This window comes from Rhodococcoides kyotonense, from assembly GCF_001645385.1.
Classification (GTDB): domain Bacteria; phylum Actinomycetota; class Actinomycetes; order Mycobacteriales; family Mycobacteriaceae; genus Rhodococcoides; species Rhodococcoides kyotonensis_B.
In genome coordinates this window covers 24,917-43,541 of sequence record NZ_LVHI01000005.1, presented here as the reverse complement: position 1 = coordinate 43,541, position 18,625 = coordinate 24,917, and the positions used below count along the sequence as shown (strand labels likewise).

Sequence of the window (18,625 nt, the reverse complement as noted above, 5' to 3'; positions counted from 1 at the left end):
CGCTTACTGACATGATGTCAATAGATTTGCGAACAAAACCTGGTGCCCGTTTCCGGTGCATATTCGGCTTGCGTGCAGGACGCGAAAGCGCAGGCACCGCGGTTACGGTACCTGCGCCCTTCGGGTCCCACGGTCGTGGCCGGGGTGACTATTTGATCGTGGTTCCTGCATCGACCGGGATGGCCGCACCGGTGATGTACCGGGCCTCGTCGGAAACGAGGAACAACAGCGCATTGCTGACGTCGACCGGCTCCACCCACGGAATCGGTAGGGCGTTCGTTGTGGTGGAAGCGACTTCGAAATCTTCACGTGTCGGGTTGTCGATACCCGGGTTGAAGATCCGATAGGTGCCTTCGTTCTGGATCATCGGGGTGTCGACCTGCGTCGGATGTAGCGAGTTGACGCGCACACGTTCGGGAGCCAGTTCGAGAGCCAGGCTGCGCATGAGTCCCACGACGCCGTGTTTGGCGGCGCTGTAGTGAGAAATGTGCGCGTAACCTTTCAGGCCTGCTGCGGAGCTCGTCAGTACGATCGAGCCGCCGCGACCGCCGGCCAGGATATGCGGAATCGATACCTTTGCCGTGTGCCACACACCGGTGAGGTTGATGTCGATCATCTGGCGCCACGTGGCTTCGGGGATGTCCTGTGACAGGTAAGGGACACTGGCGATTCCGGCGTTGGCCGAGACGATGTCGAGACGGCCGAGTTCCGCGACCGCGTTGTCGACCGCAGCCGTAAGTGTGGGGAGGTCGCGAACGTCGGTCTGAACGACGATCGCTCGACGATCGTGGCTCTCTACCTCTTTGGCTGTCTGGGCGAGTTCCTCGGCCGTCCCGGTCGGGTAGCCGATGTCGACGATGTCGTTCGGGACGTCGACGAGGATGACATCCGCGCCTTCTTCGGCCAGTTTGACCGCGTGCGAGCGGCCTTGGCCGCGGGCCGCGCCGGTAACGAGCGCGACCTTTCCTTCTACTCTGGGCATGTCCCCTCCGGGAGGCTGATTATTCGGTGGATGAATCGATAGTCAGTTCGTTCGAGCGCCGCGCTCGGCGTCGAAACGCTTCTGTGCTTCTTCCTGGGCGGCTTGGGTGATGTCGGCCGCGGATCGGTTGCTGTTGATGGTCTGGTTGTACCCGCGCAAACGCGGGCCGAGGTCGCCGTTGAAGTGTGGGGCGACTTGTTGTGCAATGAGTTCGAAACTGCGGTGCGCTGCGGCAGTGGATGCCCACTCACCGTGCAGGACAAGGAATTTGCCGAAACCGCCGGACTTCTCCTGTAGGCGTTCGACCTGAGCGATCGCCATCTCGGGCGTGCCGATCACAGCGAGCCCGGCGTCGTTGATGCCGTCGATGAGTGTGTCGACATCAGGAGCGGCTGCAAACCCTGGGGTGACGTTCGATAGGTAGTTCATCAGGTAAAGCAGTCCGTGCCGGACGTCGGCGCGGGCCTGCTCCTCGGTCTCTGCGACATGCATGATTCCGCTCAGTCGCCATTCGGCGCGGTCTACGGTCTGGCCGCTCTCCGCAGCGATCTCCTCGGCGATCCGCCAGTGCTCAGCGAGCTTTTCGACTCCTACGGGATTGGTTGCCGCGAGTGAGAGGATGCCGGAGCCGTACTTGCCTGCGAGTTTGGGACCGGTCGGTGAAATCGTTGCCGTGACTGCCTTCTGGATCTTCGAGTACGGCGACACGTGGAGGTAGGCGTCATTGCACGTGAACCAGTCGCTGGTGTGAGTGACTGTCTCACCCTCGAGTAGGCGGTGGATCACGTCGTACGCCTCTTCCATCTTCCGGCGACTGTCGATGGGATCGATGCCCATCATCTTGGCGTCGTCGGCGAGCTGGCCCGGGCCCGCACCGAAAATCATGCGACCGCGCGAAAGGTGATCCAACAGAACGAGTCTGTCGGCTACCAGGAACGGATGGTGGTAAGGCAAGGAGACGACGCCGAGCCCCAGCTTGATGCGCTGTGTCCGCTGGGCAGCGGCCGCCATGAACATCTCAGGCGAGGCGACGATTTCGACGCCGCCGGAGTGGTGCTCTCCCAGCCAGAACTCGGCAAATCCGAGACGGTCGAGGTACTCGACCAGCTCGAGGTCTTGATGGATGGCAAAGTTGGCGTCGGAATCCGCCCGGTGCCAGGGTGCGAGGAACGCTCCGAAGTCGACTCTTCCGTATGCGTCGGTCATCAATACTCCTGTGGGTGTTGTGGGAAAGTCAGCCGCGTAGAGGAAGATCGACAGCTTCCTCGAACTCGCGCAGATCGAAGTAATCTCGCCATCCGACGATCTTCCCGTCGGCGATTTCGAAAACGCCGAGAATCGGCAGGGTGTAGCTCTTGCCGGTGGGCAGCGCACGCAGAACGTCTACTCGCTCGGTGTAGACGAGACCGTTGCTCGATCCGATGTGGAAAGTCTCGACGGCGTCGATGCTCATCACCGTGAACAGACCGGCGAGCGTCTGCTGAACTGCGTCCCGTCCGTAGGCCGCAGGCAACGGCATGTTCTGGTACATGGTTTCTTCGGCGAAGTATTCGATCAACTTCGCTGCGTCGTTGCTCGTGAGAGCAGACATGAACTCGAGCACCAGTTTCTCGTCCGCGGTAGAGGCGACGGCGGCGTCGGCATTCTTGGACACCCACTGCGGTGTTGTAATCGATGTGGTCATCGGGCGAACTCCTTGTTCGACGGCGGGATTTCAGTTCAGCGATTACCGTATGTGTCCTGGATCACTGTCGATGTCCCAGTTCGCAACACTGCCTCCTATCGATCTGCAACCGGTGTCGGATTGCGGGCTCGAGCGCACACCGTCCCAATGTGGGACACCTCACAAGCTTGCGCTGCTCATAACTTCGGTCACATCACCGAATGGTGACGTCGGCACCGCACATCACGAAACGCGCGCGCCCGGCACCCGAGTTGCCGCGAGACCACCGCATTCGCATCACACCCAGGAGGAACGTTGAGTACGTCGAACAAGCACTACGTCGAGGTGTCGCCCGAGGAGCGCGCCGAGCTGGTTGCGATCGCCCGCAACCTCGCCGTCGAATTCGAAAAGCTCGGACGTCAGGCCGACGAAGAGAATCTGTTCCCATCCGAACTTGTGCCCCTGTACAAAGCAAGCGGGCTCCCGCGACTCGCTATCCCGAAGAAGTACGGTGGATTCGGTGCCGACGTATGGACGGTCGCGCTGGTGGAAAAGGAGCTCGCCTCGTACGGTGATCCTGGAATCACGTTGTCGTTCAACATGCATCACGTGATGGTCGGCATTTTCCGAAATCTGCTCGACGAGGAAGCACGCGAGCGGCTGTTCACTGACATCGTCGAGAACGGATCCATGATTTCGGGCACGCTCAGCGAGGAACGTGCTGGTATCACAGGTCTTTCCGACACCAAAGCAAAACCCGACGGTAACGGCGGGTGGACGGTCAGTGGGAAGAAGAACTGGGCGACGTACGTCGAGAACGCCGACATTATCGCGTTCACCGCAGTGATCACGAACGACGACGGATCGTTGCCCGAGACGTTCGCCGAGCACGCGGAGCGGGAACCAGTGTTCATCATTCCCGCGTCCTCGCAGGGTCTGAAGATCGATCGCACGTGGGACACGATGTCCATGCGCGCAAGCGGAACTCAGACGTTGATCTTCGATGAGGTCCCGGTCCAAGCTTCGGCTTACAGCGGCTCTTACCGATACGGCCTTTTCGGGGAGATCGAATGGGCCTGCTTCCCGTTCGCCGGTGTGTACCTCGGCGTGGGAGAGCGCGCCTTACGTCTTGCTACAGAGTCGCTCCAGAAGAAGCAGCTCGGACGAACGCAGGAGGGCGAGGAGAAGGCAGTTCGCGACGTCGGTTACGTGCAGTACGAGCTCGGTAAGGCACTTGCCGATCTGCAAGCTGCCGAATGGACTGTGCGAGGGACAGCGGAGGCGCTGTTCGACGGAGACGACGCGAACTGGAACCCTTACGAGCGCCCGGCTCGGGTTGCGATCGGGAAAGTAGCTGCGACTGAGGCCGCGATTCGGGCCACCGATGCAGCTCTCAGACTGGTTGGCGGCGGCGCCATCCGGCGTGGTCTGCCTCTTGAACGTGTCTTCCGTGATGCGCGCGCGGGCATCTACCACCCTGTCAATACCGGCCAGACGTACGACCTCATCGGTAAGAAGGCGCTCGGCTTCTTCGGCTGATTCGAACCCGGGTTGGCCGTGTGCGGGGGGCACGGCCGACCCGGCTACTTGTGGAAAGGATTCACACCTTGGCCGGCACACTGGAGGCCCCCCTCGCCGATCCATCGCCAGCGAGCTCTTCGCAGTGGAGTCGAAACCTCGCAGTCGCTCCGCGTGCAGTAGGTTCGTTCTACTCAAGTTCCTTGGCTACGTTCAGGGCAATCTTCAAGCGCCCGTTCCATCTTCGTGAATTCGTGGAGCAGGCGTGGTTCATCGCAGGCGTGTCCATCATGCCCGCCCTCTTGATGGCAATTCCGTTCTGCATGATGTTCGTGTATCAGATCAATATTCTGCTCGCCGAGCTGGGCGCAGTCGACCTCTCCGGCGCGGGCGTCGGGGTGGCGATCATCCGAGAGATCGGACCAGTCGTCACGGTGCTGGTCGTCGCGGGCGCTGGGTCGACGGCAATCTGCGCGGACCTTGGATCGCGTACCATCCGTGAGGAAATCGACGCGATGAAGGTGCTCGGTATCGACCCCATTCAACGACTCTGTGTGCCAAGAGTCCTCGCCTCGACATTCATCGCGATGTTTCTCAACGGGCTCGTGTCCGCAGTAGGTCTGGTCGGTGGCTATATCGCCACGGTCTACATGCAAGGTGCCTCCCCGGGGCAGTATGTCACCTCGATCTCGATCTTGACTGGCCTGAGCGACTTCATGATCAGCGAGCTCAAGGCGGCGGTCTTCGGAATGCTTGCCGGCTTGGTGGCCTGTCACCTAGGGCTTGGGGCACGAGGCGGACCCAAAGGGGTAGGCGACGCCGTGAACCAGACGGTCGTGTTCAGCTTTCTCCTGCTCTTCCTTGCGAATTCAGTTATCACTACCATCGCGCTGCATTGAGCGCGCGTGCCGCAAGCAGATCCATCAACCGACAGGACGACTGTGTCGACCAGACAAGAAACCAAGCGGGCGAGACACGACCGCGCAGCGAAAATTTTCACATGGCCGGTACGGGAGCTCGAGACGATGGGGCGACAGTTGTCGTTCTATCAACACACCGTCATGGCCGTTCCTCGTACTCTCAGGCGGTACCGATCCGAGACGCTTCGGCTGCTCGCTGAAGTAAGCATGGGGTCCGGCGCCCTTGCGGTCATCGGCGGCACGCTTGTCGTCGTGATCATGCTGACGACCGCCGTGGGTTATGAGGTGGGGCAGCAGGGCGCCACATCCATGGGGCACCTCGGACTCGGGGCGTTGACTGGCTTCATCTCAGCCTTCTTCAACACCCGCGAAGCGCTTCCCGTTATCGCGGGTATCGCTCTTACTGCCACCGTCGGGGCCGGCTTCACCGCGCAGCTCGGTGCGATGCGGGTAAGCGAGGAAATCGATGCGCTCGAGACGATGTCGATTCCGTCCCTCCCGTTCTTGGTGACCACCAGAGTCATCGCAGGCATTGTCGCGGTAATCCCGCTCTATTGCGTAGCCCTGTTCGTCGGGTACGCCGCCACTCGCGTTGTAACCGTGTACATGGCGGGCGAGGCTGGAGGAACGTTCGATCACTATTTCAACGTGTTCCTGGTGCCCAGCGACGTCATCTGGTCGGCCGTGAAGGTCCTGGGAATGGCCGTGGTGGTCATGTGCGTTCACTGCTATCACGGGTTCACCGCCAGTGGCGGTCCAGCTGGAGTGGGGGTCGCGGTCGGACGCGCGGTCAGAACGTCGCTCATCGCAATCATGGCGATCGACCTCCTTATCGGTATCGCCGTCTACGGGGGTACTTCGGGCGCAGTGCGGGTGTCGGGCTGATGATCACTGGTCTGGATACACGATCTCGAGCATCAAATGTGGTGTTGGGGCTCTTAGGGGTAGTCATCATGGTTGCGGCAGCGGCTCTTTCGGTCGTGGTCTACCGCGGCGCACTTGATTCGACGATTCGAGTGACGCTGATTTCTACACGTGTCGGGCTCATGCTTGAGCCAGGGTCGGACGTGAAGCTTCGCGACGTAGTAGTCGGGCGTGTCGATGACGTCAGATTCACCGATGGACAGGCCACGATCGACATGGTTATCGATTCCGACCAGGCGGCGGATATACCCGGCAACGTTGCAGCCGTGATCGATCCGACTACATTGTTCGGCCGCAAGTTCGTGACCCTGTCCGCGCCGACATCGGCGCCGACAGGAACGCTGACGAACGGATCGGTCATCGACACCCAATCGGTGCCGACCGAAGTCAACGACCTTCTGGCCTCGCTCGTCGAGGTGCTGCGGGCCGTGGAGCCACAGAAAGTGAACGGCTCTCTCAACGCTCTTGCGACTGCGTTGCACGGTCGAGGCGAGAAGCTCGGGGAGACGCTGGTGCAGTTGGACGGTTACGTACGCCAATTCAACAACAGCCTGCCCACGCTGCAGCGCGATCTCGCTACCGGCGCCCAGACCGCCAATATTCTCGCGGACGCGAGTCCGGACCTCATGCGCATGGTGAACAATCTGACGACCAGCGGCAACACGATTACCGAAAAAGAGTCGGAACTGTCGAGCTTTCTCTTGAGTTTCACCCAATTCGGCAATAGTGGAGAAACTTTCATGAACGCGGCCGGCACACCGCTGAAAGCGTCTCTGAATTCTTTGTCCCCGACCACTGCGTTGCTGGCCGAGCGCGCGAGCACACTGCCATGCTTCGTCTCGAGCCTCGCACAGACCAATCGTTATCTCGAGCGGACGGTAGGCGGAAGTGCTATGCCGGGCTTGAACATCCGGGGAACCTTGCTGATGGGCGACCCGCCGTACGCCTCGCCGGACGACCTACCCGTCGTGCAGGCCGATGGTCCCGCGTCGTGTTACGACTGGTCTCAGCCGGTGCCGCACAGCGACTTCGACGACGGATCCCACGCATATTCGAAAGCCGAGACGCTGCTCGATTTGATCGGCAACCCCTTTGCGCAATTCCTGCCTGGAGGTGGACAGTGAGTTTTCGTGCAACATCGGCCAAACTGGTCGCGTTTGTCGTGTTGACGACGATCACGGGTCTCGGAGTCGCCACCGTGGTCGGAAATCTCCGTTTCGGCGCTGTCGAGAATTACCAGGCGGTATTTTCCAATGCCACAGGCTTGGGGAACGGTGAAGACGTGCGCATCGGTGGCGTCCCGAGCGGTAAGGTGTCGGGCGTCGAGCTCCAGCCCGATGGCACGGCAGTCGTATCCTTCACAGTTGATTCCGAACATGCATTGACCGCAGGTACGACAGCGGCAATCAAGTACAAGAACCTGATCGGCGATCGATATCTCGACCTCTCACAAGGAGATCCGAATCCTCGCGAGCTCACCGAACCGATTCCCCTCGACCAAACCACTCCTGCGTTGGATCTCGACCAAGTAGTCAACGGCTTCAGGCCACTGTTGCAGGGATTGAACCCCGACGAGACGAACCGGCTTTCAACGTCGTTGGTTCAGGTGCTCAACGGCCAAGAATCGGCTGTCGGGGAACTGGTGACCGAGATCGGTTCTCTCACTCGCACTCTCGCTGACCGAGACTTGGCGATCGGCAACACCATCACGAACTTCAACACGGTCTTGGGTTCGGTGGACGAGCGTCGCGACACAGTGAGCGCACTCGTGGACCAGCTCCAGCGAATTGTCGGTGGCCTGAACGAGGATTCGGGTGCGATCACTGCATCCCTGGAGAGCATCGACGGACTCACCGAATCACTTGCGGACGTCCTCTCCGACAATCGCGCTGATCTGACTGCCGAGATCGCCTCGCTCGGTTCTCTCTCCAGCCGACTCAACGAGCAGACGGACACCCTCAATCTCATTCTCTCGAAACTGCCCGAGAACTACAGGTTGACCGGCCGCGCCGCCGGCTACGGCAACTTCGTGAACTTTTTCGTGTGTGGGCTGGCAGTCAAATACGGAAGTGGTGCCGGGGACGTGTCACCGATGTTTACCGCTCCTGCGGAAAGGTGCAAGTAGATGGCTACCACAATCCGAAAAGAGAAAGATCCGCTGCGACTAGGCGTTGTTGGAACCATCGTTCTTGCAGTGGTCTTGATCCTGGGCTTCACCTACGAGTCCATCCCGTTCATCGGCGGATCGAGCGACTATCACGCGCAATTTGCCGACGCATCGGGATTGTCGGTCGGATCTGAAGTGCAGATCGGGGGCGTCCCAATCGGTGAGGTGCACTCGATCGAACTCGACGGTGACAAGGTAGATGTGGAGTTCGGGGCAGACACGGGTGACATCCGTCTGAGCGAGGACACCACGGCGGCGATCAAGGTCGAGACGGTGCTAGGTGCTCGTTTCATCGAGTTGGCCAATGGACATTCCAGCGCCGAATTGGAGCGCGGTGCCACCATCCCCGTGGAGAACACTGCCTCCGGATACGACATCACCCGGTCCCTGGAAGAGGTGACCGAGCGTGTCCAGAAGACAGACACTGTCGATCTGTCGGGCGCACTCGATCAGGTCTCGGCCGTCGAACAGCAGCTACCGGAGAACCTGAAAGATCAACTGGTAGGAGTCCAGCGATTGTCGGACACCGTGGCGGGGCGCGATGCCGAATTGCGTGAGATGCTCGCGCACGCCTCCGGGGTAACCGGTGTCCTCGCGGATCGCAGCGATCAAATTGCTGCGTTGATGAACCAGGGGAGTACGCTCTTCGCCGCGTTGAACGAACGGTCGTCCTCTATTCATCGGATACTTGTCCAATCACGGGTTATCGCAGACGAGCTCACAATACTTTCGCGCGAGAACAGAGAAACTCTCGGCCCCACGTTGACGAACCTGGATACGCTTGTTCAAACTCTGAACAACAATTACGCCAATATCGACGCATCTCTGACCGGACTGCAGCGTTATGTTCGTCAGATGGGCGACGTCGTGGGTAGTGGCCCGTTCTTCGGTGTCCTCCTGCATAACATCCTTCCCGCAAATCTTTCCGGGCAACTCCCCGGCAGCCTCGGAGGTCCACGATGACCCGGCGGATTCTGTCCACTCGTCCCAAACCGTTTCTTCTACTGCTTGTGGCGGCACTGTTCGCCGTGATCTTTCTCGGCGGAGCCGCCGTCGTAGAAAGGGCTGGAACCAATCACGTGTCGGCGTATTTTCGCAATACCGCCGGGCTCTACGAAGGTGACAGAGTCATGATTCTCGGCGTCGAAGTGGGTTCGATCGACAAGATCGAGCCGCAGGGAGACGAAGTGCGAGTCGATATGTCGTACGACAGTGCTTACTCCGTGCCGGCCGATGCCGGAGCGGTAATCGTAGCTCCCACCCTTGTCACCGGACGGTACGTACAGCTGGCGCCTGTCTATACCGAAGGGCCTCAGCTCGACGACGGAGCGACTATCGGAATCGAACGTACTGCGTCACCGATCGAGTTCGACGAAGTCAAGAAGCAGGTAGTCACGTTGACGCGTGACATGGGTGCGACTGAAGAGAACCCGAACGGTTCACTCGCGGACTTCGTGTCCACGACGGCAGACACTCTCGAAGGAAACGGGCAATCGCTCAACGACTCGTTGACGCGATTGTCGGCCGCCGTTCGAACGTTGGACGAAGGCGGCACGGACCTCTTCGCTACTGTGGACTATTTGCAGAAGGTGACAGCGGCCTTGGCGGAGAACGACCGGCAGATCGTAGGTTTCACCGGACAGTTGGCAGACTTCTCCGGATTCTTGAACAACAATCGCACCGAACTCGATGCTGCGCTGTCGGGTATGTCGACGACTTTCGACGAGGTGACCTCGTTCATTGCGGACAATCGCGAACTACTAGTGAACGACGTGAACAAGTTGAACACGATCACAGGGCTTTTGGTAGACCGTCAGGACGCACTCGCATCGATCTTGCACAACGGTCCCACGGCCCTATCGAACTTCTACAACATCTACGACGCCGATTCCGAATCCCTGACCGGTGCCCTCGCAGTACCCGATGTTCCTGATCCGCGGTCGCTGATCTGTGCCTTGCTCACTACTGCCAACGCTCCTGCCGACGAATGTGCCAAGGCAACCACGGCGTTCGGGCAGGGCTTGGCAAGTGGTGTCGCAGAGGAGGGTGCACGATGACGCGCCGGCGACTGAATATCGCACTGTCGAGTCTGCTGCTGGCAACCATCGCTGCAGGCGTCAGTGGGTGCCGTTTCGACGGGGTGAACTCGATTCCGTTGCCAGGAAACGGTATCGGAGGTGATACCTACAGCGTGACCGTGGAACTGGATGACATCCAAAATCTGGTCGGTAATTCACCGGTGAAGGCGGACAACGTCGTGGTGGGCAATATCGGCGGGATCAGCAGCAGAAATTGGACTGCCATTCTGACCTTGGATATCGATTCCGGGGTCGAACTGCCGGCAAATGTAACAGCCAAGCTGGCACAGACAAGCGTTCTCGGTTCGCAGTATCTGGAACTCAGCGGTCCCGCCGACGAAGAACCGGAGGGGAGGCTGGGGGACGGAGATGTCATTCCGTTGTCACGAACAAGCCAGTATCCGTCGACAGAAGAAGTGCTCTCCGCTTTGGCTCTGGTACTGAACGGGTCCGGTCTACAGCAGATACAGACTGTGACGTCCGAACTCAACCGAGTGATCGGCGGGAGGGAGACCGATCTGAGATCTCTGACAGACAGTCTCCGAGTCTTCGTTTCCGGTCTCGACGATCAGCGTGCCGATATCGTGTCTGCGATCGATGGAATGAACCGTCTAGGAATAGAACTGGCGGCCGAGACGTCAACGATCGAGGCAGGAATCGATTCACTCGCACCTGCGTTGGGTGTCGTCGAAGGTCAGCGGCAGCAACTGACCGACTTGCTGGTCAAACTCGGCGACTTCGGCAACGCGGCCACCGGTGTCCTGCAAGACTCGCGTGCCGAACTTCGTGCAAACGTCGAAGCACTGGAACCTACGCTTTCCGCTCTTGCCGCTTCGGCAGATTCGTTACCCGAGGCACTCAAGATCGCGACGACGATCCCGTTCCCGATCGCGACGGCGGATCGGGCTCTGCGTGGTGACTACATGAACCTGTTCCTTACCCTCGACGTCAGCGCCGAGACGGTCGGAGGCAAGGTTCTAGGGAGCATCCCTGTCGACGAACTCATCGGCCTGAATCCGGCACGACAAGCGACCGATCCGATCCTGGCACCGATGGCGCCCACAGTGGCGGGCCCTGTAATTCCCACAATCGACGACGTGCTGAAGCAGCTGCAGGGAGGTCAAAGATGAGATCTCGTTTGGTGCGAATTCAGCTCATCGTGTTCGGCTTGGTCGCAATACTTGCGGTAGGCAACGCGGTCTTCTCGTACATGGGTGTGCAGCGGTACACGGGTATCGGGATGTATTCGGTGACAGCGGAACTGGAGCGTGCTGGTGGGCTCTATGTGAATTCGCTCGTCACCTACCGTGGGGTGGATGTCGGTGTGGTTACCGACATCGCGGTACGTCCGGACGCGGCTGTGGCGACATTGCAACTACGCTCGGGTGTCGACGTACCTGCCGACACCGAAGCTGTGGTCAAGAGTGTCTCGGCAATCGGCGAGCAATACATCGATCTTGTTCCGGCGACCGCCAGCGAGCCCTACTTGGTCGATGGTGACGTCGTGGACTCCTCGCGTACTTCAATTCCGATCCCATCGTCCGAGGTGGTCGAGGAGGTACACACCTTGCTCGAAGCACTTCCGAAGGACGATCTTCACACCACGGTCGACGAGGCCTACGCCGCATTCGACGGAGCCGGACCGGCTCTCGGAACACTTGTCGATTCTGCACAACCGCTTATCGAGTTGGCCCAGGCAAAAATCACGCCGACCCAGCAGCTGATCACGGATGCGGAACCCGTCCTCGGGGCGTTCAACGAATCAGGTCCATCCATTGCGTCGTTCACTTCCGATCTCGCGTCGTTCTCGGAACAGCTCGTAATGAACGACGGTCAGATTCGAACGATGTTGGACCGAGGTCCGGGTTTCTTCGATACGGTCAGTGGCACCCTCGACGACCTACGCTCTCCTTTTCCAGTATTGCTGGCCAACATGCAATCCGTCGGTGAGGTGGCACGCGTGAACGTTCCGGGAATTCGACAGATTCTCGTGGTCTACCCTGTCCTTTCCGCGTCGATCAACTACATGCACCAGGGCTTCCAGGGTGAGGACCTCGTTTATGGACAAGGACCGCTCGACGTAAAGCTGGGCAATACGGCCAACCCTTTGCCGTGTACCGAGGGGTATGACGCACAACGTCGGGACCCATCGGACCTCTCGCCGATGGAGCCGTCGGTGAATCCGTACTGCAGGCTGCCGCAGGACGATGCACGGGCGGTGCGCGGCGCCCGCAACATGCCGTGCGCCACCGATCCCACGGTTCGTACTGCCGAGGTCGGTAACTGCCCGGGCGGATTGCCCTCGCAATGGCCCCAGATGCTGTCGCGCCCGGGCGCACACTATGCGACTCCAGACGTTGCACCACAACCTGATTCAGCCCCGCAAGAGCTATTGCAACACAACACGGAAGGTTCCGCGACCGCGGCGCCGGCATCGTTCGCACCCTCCTCGCAGTCTGCGGTCGCCGTGCCCTACGACCCGGTGACCGGCAATTTCAGATCGCCGGACGGCAGTCTCTATCAGCTCGGCAACGTCGCCGCCGGCGACGATCGGAAAGGATCGACATGGCAAACGCTATTCGTGTAACCACATCAAAAGACGATGAATCCGCCGTCAGTGAAGATGTGGGCGACGTGGACGACCCCGGCGCCGGGGCCACCGACGGCAGGTCGCCGGACAGGACGGAGCCTCGGGCGTTCTGGATCGGGCCTGCGGCGACAGCGTTGCTGATTCTGATCGTCGTGGTGTCCGCCATCGTGGGAGCACTGTCGGCACTGTCAGCACGGGACGCGACCGACACTGTGGATCGGGACCGCAGAATTCTCCAGGTGGCTTCGGAGATGGCAGTAAACCTCGTCACTCTCAAACAGGACAGCGCCGATTCGGATCTGACCAGAGTGATCGATGGCACCACCGGCGCCTTCAGGGAACAGTTCGTCAGCGCTGCTGACGGATTCGGAGCTCTGCTTACAGAGGGAGGCGTCGAATCCACAGGTGAAGTGAAGCTGGCTGGGATCGTGGAAGCGAGCGACGAATCGGCGACGGTACTCGCGGCGGTGACATCGAGGGTGAAGAACAACGAGGCACCGGACGGAGAAGTACGGGTCTATCGCATGAAGATCAATCTGGAGAACGTCGACGGAGAATGGCTGGTTTCGAACGTGGGGTTCGTAGCATGACTCAGATCTGGTCCCTCGCCACGGGGTGGACTCCCAAGGTTCGCCGCACGGCCTTGATCGTGCTCGCGGTTCTCGCTGCAGTTTCGGTAGTTGCAATGGTGATGGCACGGCAGGCGGACGGTCGAGCGCAGTCACGTATTGCGGCGGAGCAGGACGGAAGAGCATTCGCCGTCGAGGTGGTACCGAAGCTGCTGTCCTATGAATTCGACACTGCAGAAGCGCATTTCGCGGAAGTACTCGACGATTTGGGCGGAGACTTCAAAACGCAGTTCGAGGAGGTGGGCCGGACAGTTATCGTTCCGTCTGCTCGTGATCGCCAAGTGGTGACGACAGCCGAGGTCATCGAGTCAGCGGTTGTCAAAAGCGAAGACAACAGCGCCGAACTGCTTCTGTTTCTCAATCAAACGACCACGAGTTCCGACGCTCCCGAGACCAAGCTCGACGGTAGTCGGGTTCACGTACGTGTCGAACGTTCCGACGATCGCTGGTTGATTACCGAAATGACACCGGTGTGACCGTCGGCCTATGGAAAGGACCAAGAAGTGGGTGTTGAAGTTTCGGTCGAGGGCTTGACCAAGTCGTTCGGACCACAGCGGATCTGGCGTGATGTGTCGTTGACGCTGCCGTCAGGTGAGGTCAGCGCATTGCTCGGACCGTCGGGTACGGGTAAGTCGGTGTTCCTGAAATCCCTGATCGGTCTGCTGCGTCCCGAGCAGGGCAAGATATTCGTTGACGGAACGGACATTTTGCAGTGCAGCTCGCGCGAGCTGTACGAAATTCGCAAGTTGTTCGGTGTGCTGTTCCAGGACGGTGCTCTTTTCGGTTCGATGAATCTGTACGACAATGTCGCGTTCCCGCTTCGCGAGCACACGAAGAAGTCCGAGTCCGAAGTCCGCAAGGTCGTTATGGAGAAGCTCGAGCTGACCGGTCTGATCGGTGCGGAGGACAAGCTGCCCGGCGAGATCTCCGGCGGTATGCGCAAGCGCGCCGGCCTGGCTCGTGCGTTGGTCCTCGACCCCGAGATCATTCTGGTCGACGAGCCGGATTCGGGCCTGGATCCTGTTCGCACGACGTACATCTCGCAGACATTGATCGACATCAACGCCGAAATCGATGCGACGATTCTGATTGTGTCGCACAACATCAATCTGGCACGTACGGTGCCGGACAACATCGGGATGTTGTTTCGTCGGCAGTTGGTGATGTTCGGTCCGCGGGAGGTGTTGCTGACCAGTGACGAGCCGGTGGTCAAGCAGTTCTTGAACGGCACGATGATCGGGCCCATCGGCATGTCGGAGGAGAAGGATGAGGCGCAGATGGCGCACGAGCAGGCACTCGTGGACGCCGGGCACCACGCAGGCGGTGTCGACGACGTCGAAGGAATTGTTCCCCAGATGAAGGCGACGCCGGGAATGCCGGTTCGCCGGGCAGTCGGAAGGCGTCAGGAACGTGTGCGACGCATAATGCACACCCTCCCCGTCGACGCGCAACGGGCGATCGGGGACTCCTTCGATGACTCGCCGACCGAGATACTGGAGGTTGTCCCACATTGATACAAGTTGTGATCTGAGACACCCATAGCCTGAGTTCGGCATCTGAAAGCGGACGAAAGGTAGTGGTTTTCGATGGGTTCACTCGACGGAAAAGTAGCGTTGGTCACCGGCGCGGCACGCGGACAAGGGCTGGCTCATGCCACCGCGATGGCCGAGGAAGGCGCCACCGTCGTTCTGGTAGACATCTGCGAACAGATTGCATCTGTGCCTTACGGTCTGGCGACGGACGAAGATCTCGCTCTGGCGGAAAAAACGGTGCAGTCGGTGGGGGGCCGGGTGCTGGCCAAGAAAGTCGACGCACGATCGTCGGAACAACTCGACGAGTTGGTCACCGAGATCGTCGCCGAATTCGGATCTATCGACGCCGTCGTCGTGAATCACGGGATTTGGACGCGGGCTTCGTTGTGGGATCTCGGCGAATCCGAGTGGCAAGAAACCATCGATGTGAACCTGACCGGTGTGTGGAAGGTTCTGAAAGCTGTTGCTCCACAGTTGAACAAGCAGAGGAGCGGATCGGTGGTGCTCACCTCGTCGGTCAATGGTCTGGAAGGTCAGGCAGGTTCTGCCCACTACACGGCTGCGAAACATGGCGTCCTGGGTCTGATGAAGTCAGCGGCCCTGGAGTTTGCGCCGTTCGGGGTGCGCGTCAATGCGATCTGTCCCGGATTCGTGGACACACCCATGACCAATTGGCAGGGGTGCTACGACATGACCGGTGGAAAGCCCGATTCCACCCGCCAGGAGCATGAGAAGAATGCTCATCACTGGCATGCGATCGGTGGGCTGATCCAGCCCTCGGAGATCAGCGGTGCCGTGGTGTTCCTCGCCTCGAACAGTTCGGCGCGGATCACAGGTGTCACACTGCCGGTCGATGGTGGGCACATGGTGCTGTCGACTTTCAATCCTGCTCCAACCTTCTCCTGACTCAATCACCAATTACACCGGTTTTATCCGGGCCCAATCAACGGAGCTCACGTGACAGAATCAACTCGTTCCGTGTCGACCACCGAACCGCGAAAGATGCGCAGAATCATCACAGCTGCGCTCAGCGCGAGCACTTTGGAATGGTACGACTTCTACATTTACGGTACGGCCGCTGCGCTGGTTTTCAACAAAGTGTTCTTTCCCGGAGTATCTCCCGCACTCGGAACGCTTGCGGCGTTCGCGACGTTCGGAGTCGGGTTTCTTTTCCGGCCGCTGGGCGGCATCGTCTTCGGTCACTTCGGTGACACTTTGGGTCGGAAGAAACTGCTCGTTGTCGCGATGCTGATGATGGGAGTGGCGACCTTCCTTATCGGTCTGCTCCCGACCTACGCGATGATCGGCATTGCCGCGCCCATCGCCCTGGTGATCCTGCGAGCGGTGCAGGGTCTCGCAGTCGGCGGCCAGTACGGCGGTGCAATGCTGCTGGTGACGGAAAACGCTCCGCCAGGCAAGAGAGGCTTTTACGGAAGTTTTGCGCATGTCGGGCCGTCTCTGGCTGTCATCCTGTCGAACGTCGTGTTCCTGGTGGTCGTTGCGGTCATGGACACTCGGGCGCTGGAGACGTGGGGATGGAGGGTGCCCTTCCTGCTATCTGCGTTGGTCATTGCCGCGGGACTGTACATACAGATGAAGATCGAGGACACGGCGGAATTCAAAGCGCTGCAGAAAGACGATACTGCGACGAAGACCACCGCACGAAAACAATCACCGATCATCACTGCGTTCAAGACTCACCCCAAGGAGCTCCTCCAAGCCGGTGGCATGATTCTGGTCATCCAGGTCTACTATTACATCCTCATCGTTTTCACCATTTCGTATGCCACCACGCACGACATCGGACGCACCACTGCCCTCATGACCGTCCTCGCCTCCAGCGTTGTCACCGTGGTGTCGATCCCGTATTTCGCGGCTGTCTCCGATCGTGTCGGCCGAAAAAGGGTCTTGCTGATCGCCGGTGTGGCAACGACATTGACCGCATTCCCGTTCGTCCTGCTGCTGCAGACCGGGAACGTCGCGTTGTTACTTGTAGCGGTGCTTATCCCCGGACTTACCCTGGGTGCTCTGTACGGACCGATGGCCGCGTTCTACTACGAAATGTTCTCCGCTGAAGTCCGGTACTCGGGTGCATCGATCGGCTACCAGCTCGGCGCTGTCGTGGGCGGCGGTTTTGCGCCTCTCATCGCTACTGCGCTGTTGGAGTCCACGGGCACGGTTTTGTCGGTCGGGCTTTACGTTTTCGTTGCCGGACTGCTGAGCGTCTGGGCGATAGCGTCGACCAAGAGCCACGCGCCGTCGGATTGATCCCACCGATCGAGATACACGAAGCTGCCCCGGTCCGCAGACCGGGGCAGCTTCGTGCGTCCTCGTCACACGATCTTCGGCTGATCCCACAATTCGATCATGTGGCCCAATCGATCTCGCTTGGTACGAAGGTACGAGATGTTCTCCGGTGTAGCTCGGCTGTCCGATCCGACACGATCAACGACTTCGACGCCACTGTCGGCCAATGCGTTTCGCTTGTCCGGGTTGTTGGTGATCAAGCGGATTCGCTTGACGGAAAGGTCGGACAAGATGTCGGCCGCAATGCCGTACTCCCGAGAATCCACCGGCAGGCCGAGATCGAGGTTCGCGTCCACGGTGTCACGTCCGCGTTCCTGGAGCGCATAGGCCTGCAGCTTGTGGCCGAGCCCGATTCCTCGCCCTTCGTGACCACGCAGGTAAATGAGGACACCGACCCCCTCGTCCGCGATGTGCTGCAATGAGGATCGAAACTGGTGTCCGCAATCGCAGCGAAGCGAACCGGCGAGATCTCCTGTGATGCATTCGCTGTGGACTCGGACCAGCACGCCGTTTCGCGTCTCCGACGCCGCCGACACTTCGCCCATCGTCAGAACCAAGTGCTCGACGTTCGATTCGGTGGTCCCGTACGCCGTTGCGGTGAAGCGTCCGAACGTCGTCGGCAAGTCTGCGCTACCCCTGTTGTGAACACCCGCCGAAGCGGCCCGAGTTCCACCCGAACCCAGGCGTGTGACGAGTTCGCTGATGGACACGATTGGTAGGTCGTGTTCGGCACCGAACCGGACCAGCTCGTCGCCTCGCATCATCGCGCCCGACGGCGCGACGATCTCGCTGATGACACCTACCTCGGTCAGTCCAGCCAGTCGAAGCAGATCGACCGACGCCTCGGTGTGGCCGCCGCGCTCGCGGACACCGCCGGGGCGAGCTCGTAGGGGGAAAATGTGTCCCGGTCGCCTCAGGTCCTTCGGGGTGGTGTGCCGACTGGCGAGCGCCTCGAGGGTCTTGGCGCGATCACGAGCGCTCACCCCCGTGCCCGCATCGAGTGCGTCGACCGACACAGTGAAGGCCGTGGCGTGAGGGTCGGTGTTCTGTTCGACCATGAGGGGAAGCTCCAACTCGTCGGCCCGCGAGTCGCTCATCGGCGCGCAGACTATCCCCGTGGTGTGTCGGACCATGAAGGTCAGCTGGTCGGCGGTGGCGAACTCGGCGGCCATGACCAGATCACCTTCGTTTTCACGGTCAGGGTCGTCGACCACGATGATCATGCGGCCGGCTCGTAACCGTGCCAGTGCGATGTCGAAGTTTGCCGATCGGTCGTCTGCGTTCATCGTGGTGTCCGTTCAGTTCAGGGCTGAAA

18 protein-coding genes are annotated in these 18,625 nt (G+C 60.0%); 14 read left to right on the top strand and 4 right to left on the bottom strand.

Annotated elements, in window-relative coordinates; translation table 11 throughout:
• Positions 1 to 148 precede the first annotated feature (148 nt).
• Genes limC through A3K89_RS04410 form a run of 3 tightly spaced genes read right to left on the bottom strand, consistent with a single transcriptional unit; the run spans position 149 to position 2,666 of the window.
• A complete protein-coding gene (limC, locus tag A3K89_RS04420; protein ID WP_068422419.1) occupies positions 149 to 982 on the bottom strand; it encodes a (-)-trans-carveol dehydrogenase LimC in 834 nt (277 codons plus the stop codon).
• 42 nt (positions 983 to 1,024) lie between these two features.
• On the bottom strand, positions 1,025 to 2,188 hold the full coding sequence (locus A3K89_RS04415; RefSeq protein ID WP_068422417.1) for an LLM class flavin-dependent oxidoreductase: 1,164 nt from the start codon (positions 2,186 to 2,188) through the stop codon (positions 1,025 to 1,027).
• Between the two features lie 28 nt (positions 2,189 to 2,216).
• Entirely contained in the window at positions 2,217 to 2,666 is a 450-nt protein-coding gene (locus A3K89_RS04410; RefSeq protein WP_068422413.1) for a limonene-1,2-epoxide hydrolase family protein, read from the bottom strand.
• Between the two features lie 294 nt (positions 2,667 to 2,960).
• On the opposite strand from A3K89_RS04410, the gene A3K89_RS04405 reads away from it, so the two are divergent.
• The 14 genes from A3K89_RS04405 (at position 2,961) to A3K89_RS04340 (ending at position 17,271) form a co-directional block, all read left to right on the top strand.
• A complete protein-coding gene (locus A3K89_RS04405; protein ID WP_254303411.1) occupies positions 2,961 to 4,184 on the top strand; it encodes an acyl-CoA dehydrogenase family protein in 1,224 nt (407 codons plus the stop codon).
• A 182-nt stretch (positions 4,185 to 4,366) separates the two neighbouring features.
• Positions 4,367 to 5,062: an MlaE family ABC transporter permease gene (locus A3K89_RS04400; protein ID WP_217266250.1), complete on the top strand. Its 696-nt coding sequence runs from the start codon at positions 4,367 to 4,369 to the stop codon at positions 5,060 to 5,062.
• A gap of 126 nt (positions 5,063 to 5,188) precedes the next feature.
• Positions 5,189 to 5,968: an ABC transporter permease gene (locus A3K89_RS04395; protein ID WP_157105224.1), complete on the top strand. Its 780-nt coding sequence runs from the start codon at positions 5,189 to 5,191 to the stop codon at positions 5,966 to 5,968.
• Complete coding sequence (locus tag A3K89_RS04390; RefSeq protein ID WP_068422409.1) at positions 5,968 to 7,131, top strand: MCE family protein; 1,164 nt, start codon at positions 5,968 to 5,970, stop codon at positions 7,129 to 7,131. Before A3K89_RS04395 ends, A3K89_RS04390 begins: the two co-directional genes overlap by 1 nt.
• Entirely contained in the window at positions 7,128 to 8,132 is a 1,005-nt protein-coding gene (locus A3K89_RS04385; RefSeq protein WP_068422405.1) for an MCE family protein, read from the top strand. The genes A3K89_RS04390 and A3K89_RS04385 overlap by 4 nt, the downstream gene beginning before the upstream one ends.
• The gene (locus A3K89_RS04380; protein WP_084423570.1) at positions 8,133 to 9,137 is read left to right on the top strand and encodes an MCE family protein; all 1,005 of its coding nucleotides are present in this window, start codon (positions 8,133 to 8,135) and stop codon (positions 9,135 to 9,137) included.
• Positions 9,134 to 10,231 (top strand): MCE family protein, encoded by a 1,098-nt coding sequence (locus A3K89_RS04375; protein WP_068422402.1) that lies wholly within the window; start codon positions 9,134 to 9,136, stop codon positions 10,229 to 10,231. Before A3K89_RS04380 ends, A3K89_RS04375 begins: the two co-directional genes overlap by 4 nt.
• Positions 10,228 to 11,382: an MCE family protein gene (locus A3K89_RS04370; RefSeq protein WP_068422399.1), complete on the top strand. Its 1,155-nt coding sequence runs from the start codon at positions 10,228 to 10,230 to the stop codon at positions 11,380 to 11,382. Before A3K89_RS04375 ends, A3K89_RS04370 begins: the two co-directional genes overlap by 4 nt.
• Positions 11,383 to 11,393: 11 nt before the next feature.
• Complete coding sequence (locus tag A3K89_RS04365) at positions 11,394 to 12,839, top strand: MCE family protein (RefSeq protein ID WP_371828786.1); 1,446 nt, start codon at positions 11,394 to 11,396, stop codon at positions 12,837 to 12,839.
• A complete protein-coding gene (locus tag A3K89_RS04360) occupies positions 12,818 to 13,432 on the top strand; it encodes a hypothetical protein (RefSeq protein ID WP_157105223.1) in 615 nt (204 codons plus the stop codon). Before A3K89_RS04365 ends, A3K89_RS04360 begins: the two co-directional genes overlap by 22 nt.
• A complete protein-coding gene (locus A3K89_RS04355) occupies positions 13,399 to 13,947 on the top strand; it encodes a hypothetical protein (RefSeq protein WP_167674229.1) in 549 nt (182 codons plus the stop codon). Before A3K89_RS04360 ends, A3K89_RS04355 begins: the two co-directional genes overlap by 34 nt.
• A 27-nt stretch (positions 13,948 to 13,974) precedes the next feature.
• On the top strand, positions 13,975 to 14,985 hold the full coding sequence (locus tag A3K89_RS04350; protein WP_068422391.1) for an ABC transporter ATP-binding protein: 1,011 nt from the start codon (positions 13,975 to 13,977) through the stop codon (positions 14,983 to 14,985).
• A gap of 72 nt (positions 14,986 to 15,057) precedes the next feature.
• The gene (locus A3K89_RS04345; protein ID WP_068422388.1) at positions 15,058 to 15,909 is read left to right on the top strand and encodes a mycofactocin-coupled SDR family oxidoreductase; all 852 of its coding nucleotides are present in this window, start codon (positions 15,058 to 15,060) and stop codon (positions 15,907 to 15,909) included.
• A gap of 72 nt (positions 15,910 to 15,981) precedes the next feature.
• The gene (locus A3K89_RS04340) at positions 15,982 to 17,271 is read left to right on the top strand and encodes an MFS transporter (protein ID WP_254303408.1); all 1,290 of its coding nucleotides are present in this window, start codon (positions 15,982 to 15,984) and stop codon (positions 17,269 to 17,271) included.
• A gap of 65 nt (positions 17,272 to 17,336) precedes the next feature.
• Here the strand turns inward: A3K89_RS04340 and A3K89_RS04335 are convergent, their stop codons facing one another.
• Positions 17,337 to 18,596 carry a bifunctional 3,4-dihydroxy-2-butanone-4-phosphate synthase/GTP cyclohydrolase II gene (locus A3K89_RS04335; protein ID WP_068422385.1) on the bottom strand — a complete coding sequence of 420 codons (1,260 nt, stop codon included), beginning with the start codon at positions 18,594 to 18,596 and terminating at the stop codon, positions 17,337 to 17,339.
• Between the last annotated feature and the right edge of the window lie 29 nt (positions 18,597 to 18,625).

Bases quoted from the DNA above. Each gene is read 5' to 3' on its own strand.
- limC (WP_068422419.1), bottom strand. From the start codon at position 982: ATGCCCAGAGTAGAAGGAAAGGTCGCGCTCGTTACCGGCGCGGCCCGC.
- A3K89_RS04415 (WP_068422417.1), bottom strand. From the start codon at position 2,188: ATGACCGACGCATACGGAAGAGTCGACTTCGGAGCGTTCCTCGCACCC.
- A3K89_RS04410 (WP_068422413.1), bottom strand. From the start codon at position 2,666: ATGACCACATCGATTACAACACCGCAGTGGGTGTCCAAGAATGCCGAC.
- A3K89_RS04395 (WP_157105224.1), top strand. From the start codon at position 5,189: ATGGGGCGACAGTTGTCGTTCTATCAACACACCGTCATGGCCGTTCCT.
- A3K89_RS04390 (WP_068422409.1), top strand. From the start codon at position 5,968: ATGATCACTGGTCTGGATACACGATCTCGAGCATCAAATGTGGTGTTG.
- A3K89_RS04380 (WP_084423570.1), top strand. From the start codon at position 8,133: ATGGCTACCACAATCCGAAAAGAGAAAGATCCGCTGCGACTAGGCGTT.
- A3K89_RS04375 (WP_068422402.1), top strand. From the start codon at position 9,134: ATGACCCGGCGGATTCTGTCCACTCGTCCCAAACCGTTTCTTCTACTG.
- A3K89_RS04370 (WP_068422399.1), top strand. From the start codon at position 10,228: ATGACGCGCCGGCGACTGAATATCGCACTGTCGAGTCTGCTGCTGGCA.
- A3K89_RS04360 (WP_157105223.1), top strand. From the start codon at position 12,818: ATGGCAAACGCTATTCGTGTAACCACATCAAAAGACGATGAATCCGCC.
- A3K89_RS04355 (WP_167674229.1), top strand. From the start codon at position 13,399: ATGGCTGGTTTCGAACGTGGGGTTCGTAGCATGACTCAGATCTGGTCC.
- A3K89_RS04345 (WP_068422388.1), top strand. From the start codon at position 15,058: ATGGGTTCACTCGACGGAAAAGTAGCGTTGGTCACCGGCGCGGCACGC.
- A3K89_RS04335 (WP_068422385.1), bottom strand. From the start codon at position 18,596: ATGAACGCAGACGACCGATCGGCAAACTTCGACATCGCACTGGCACGG.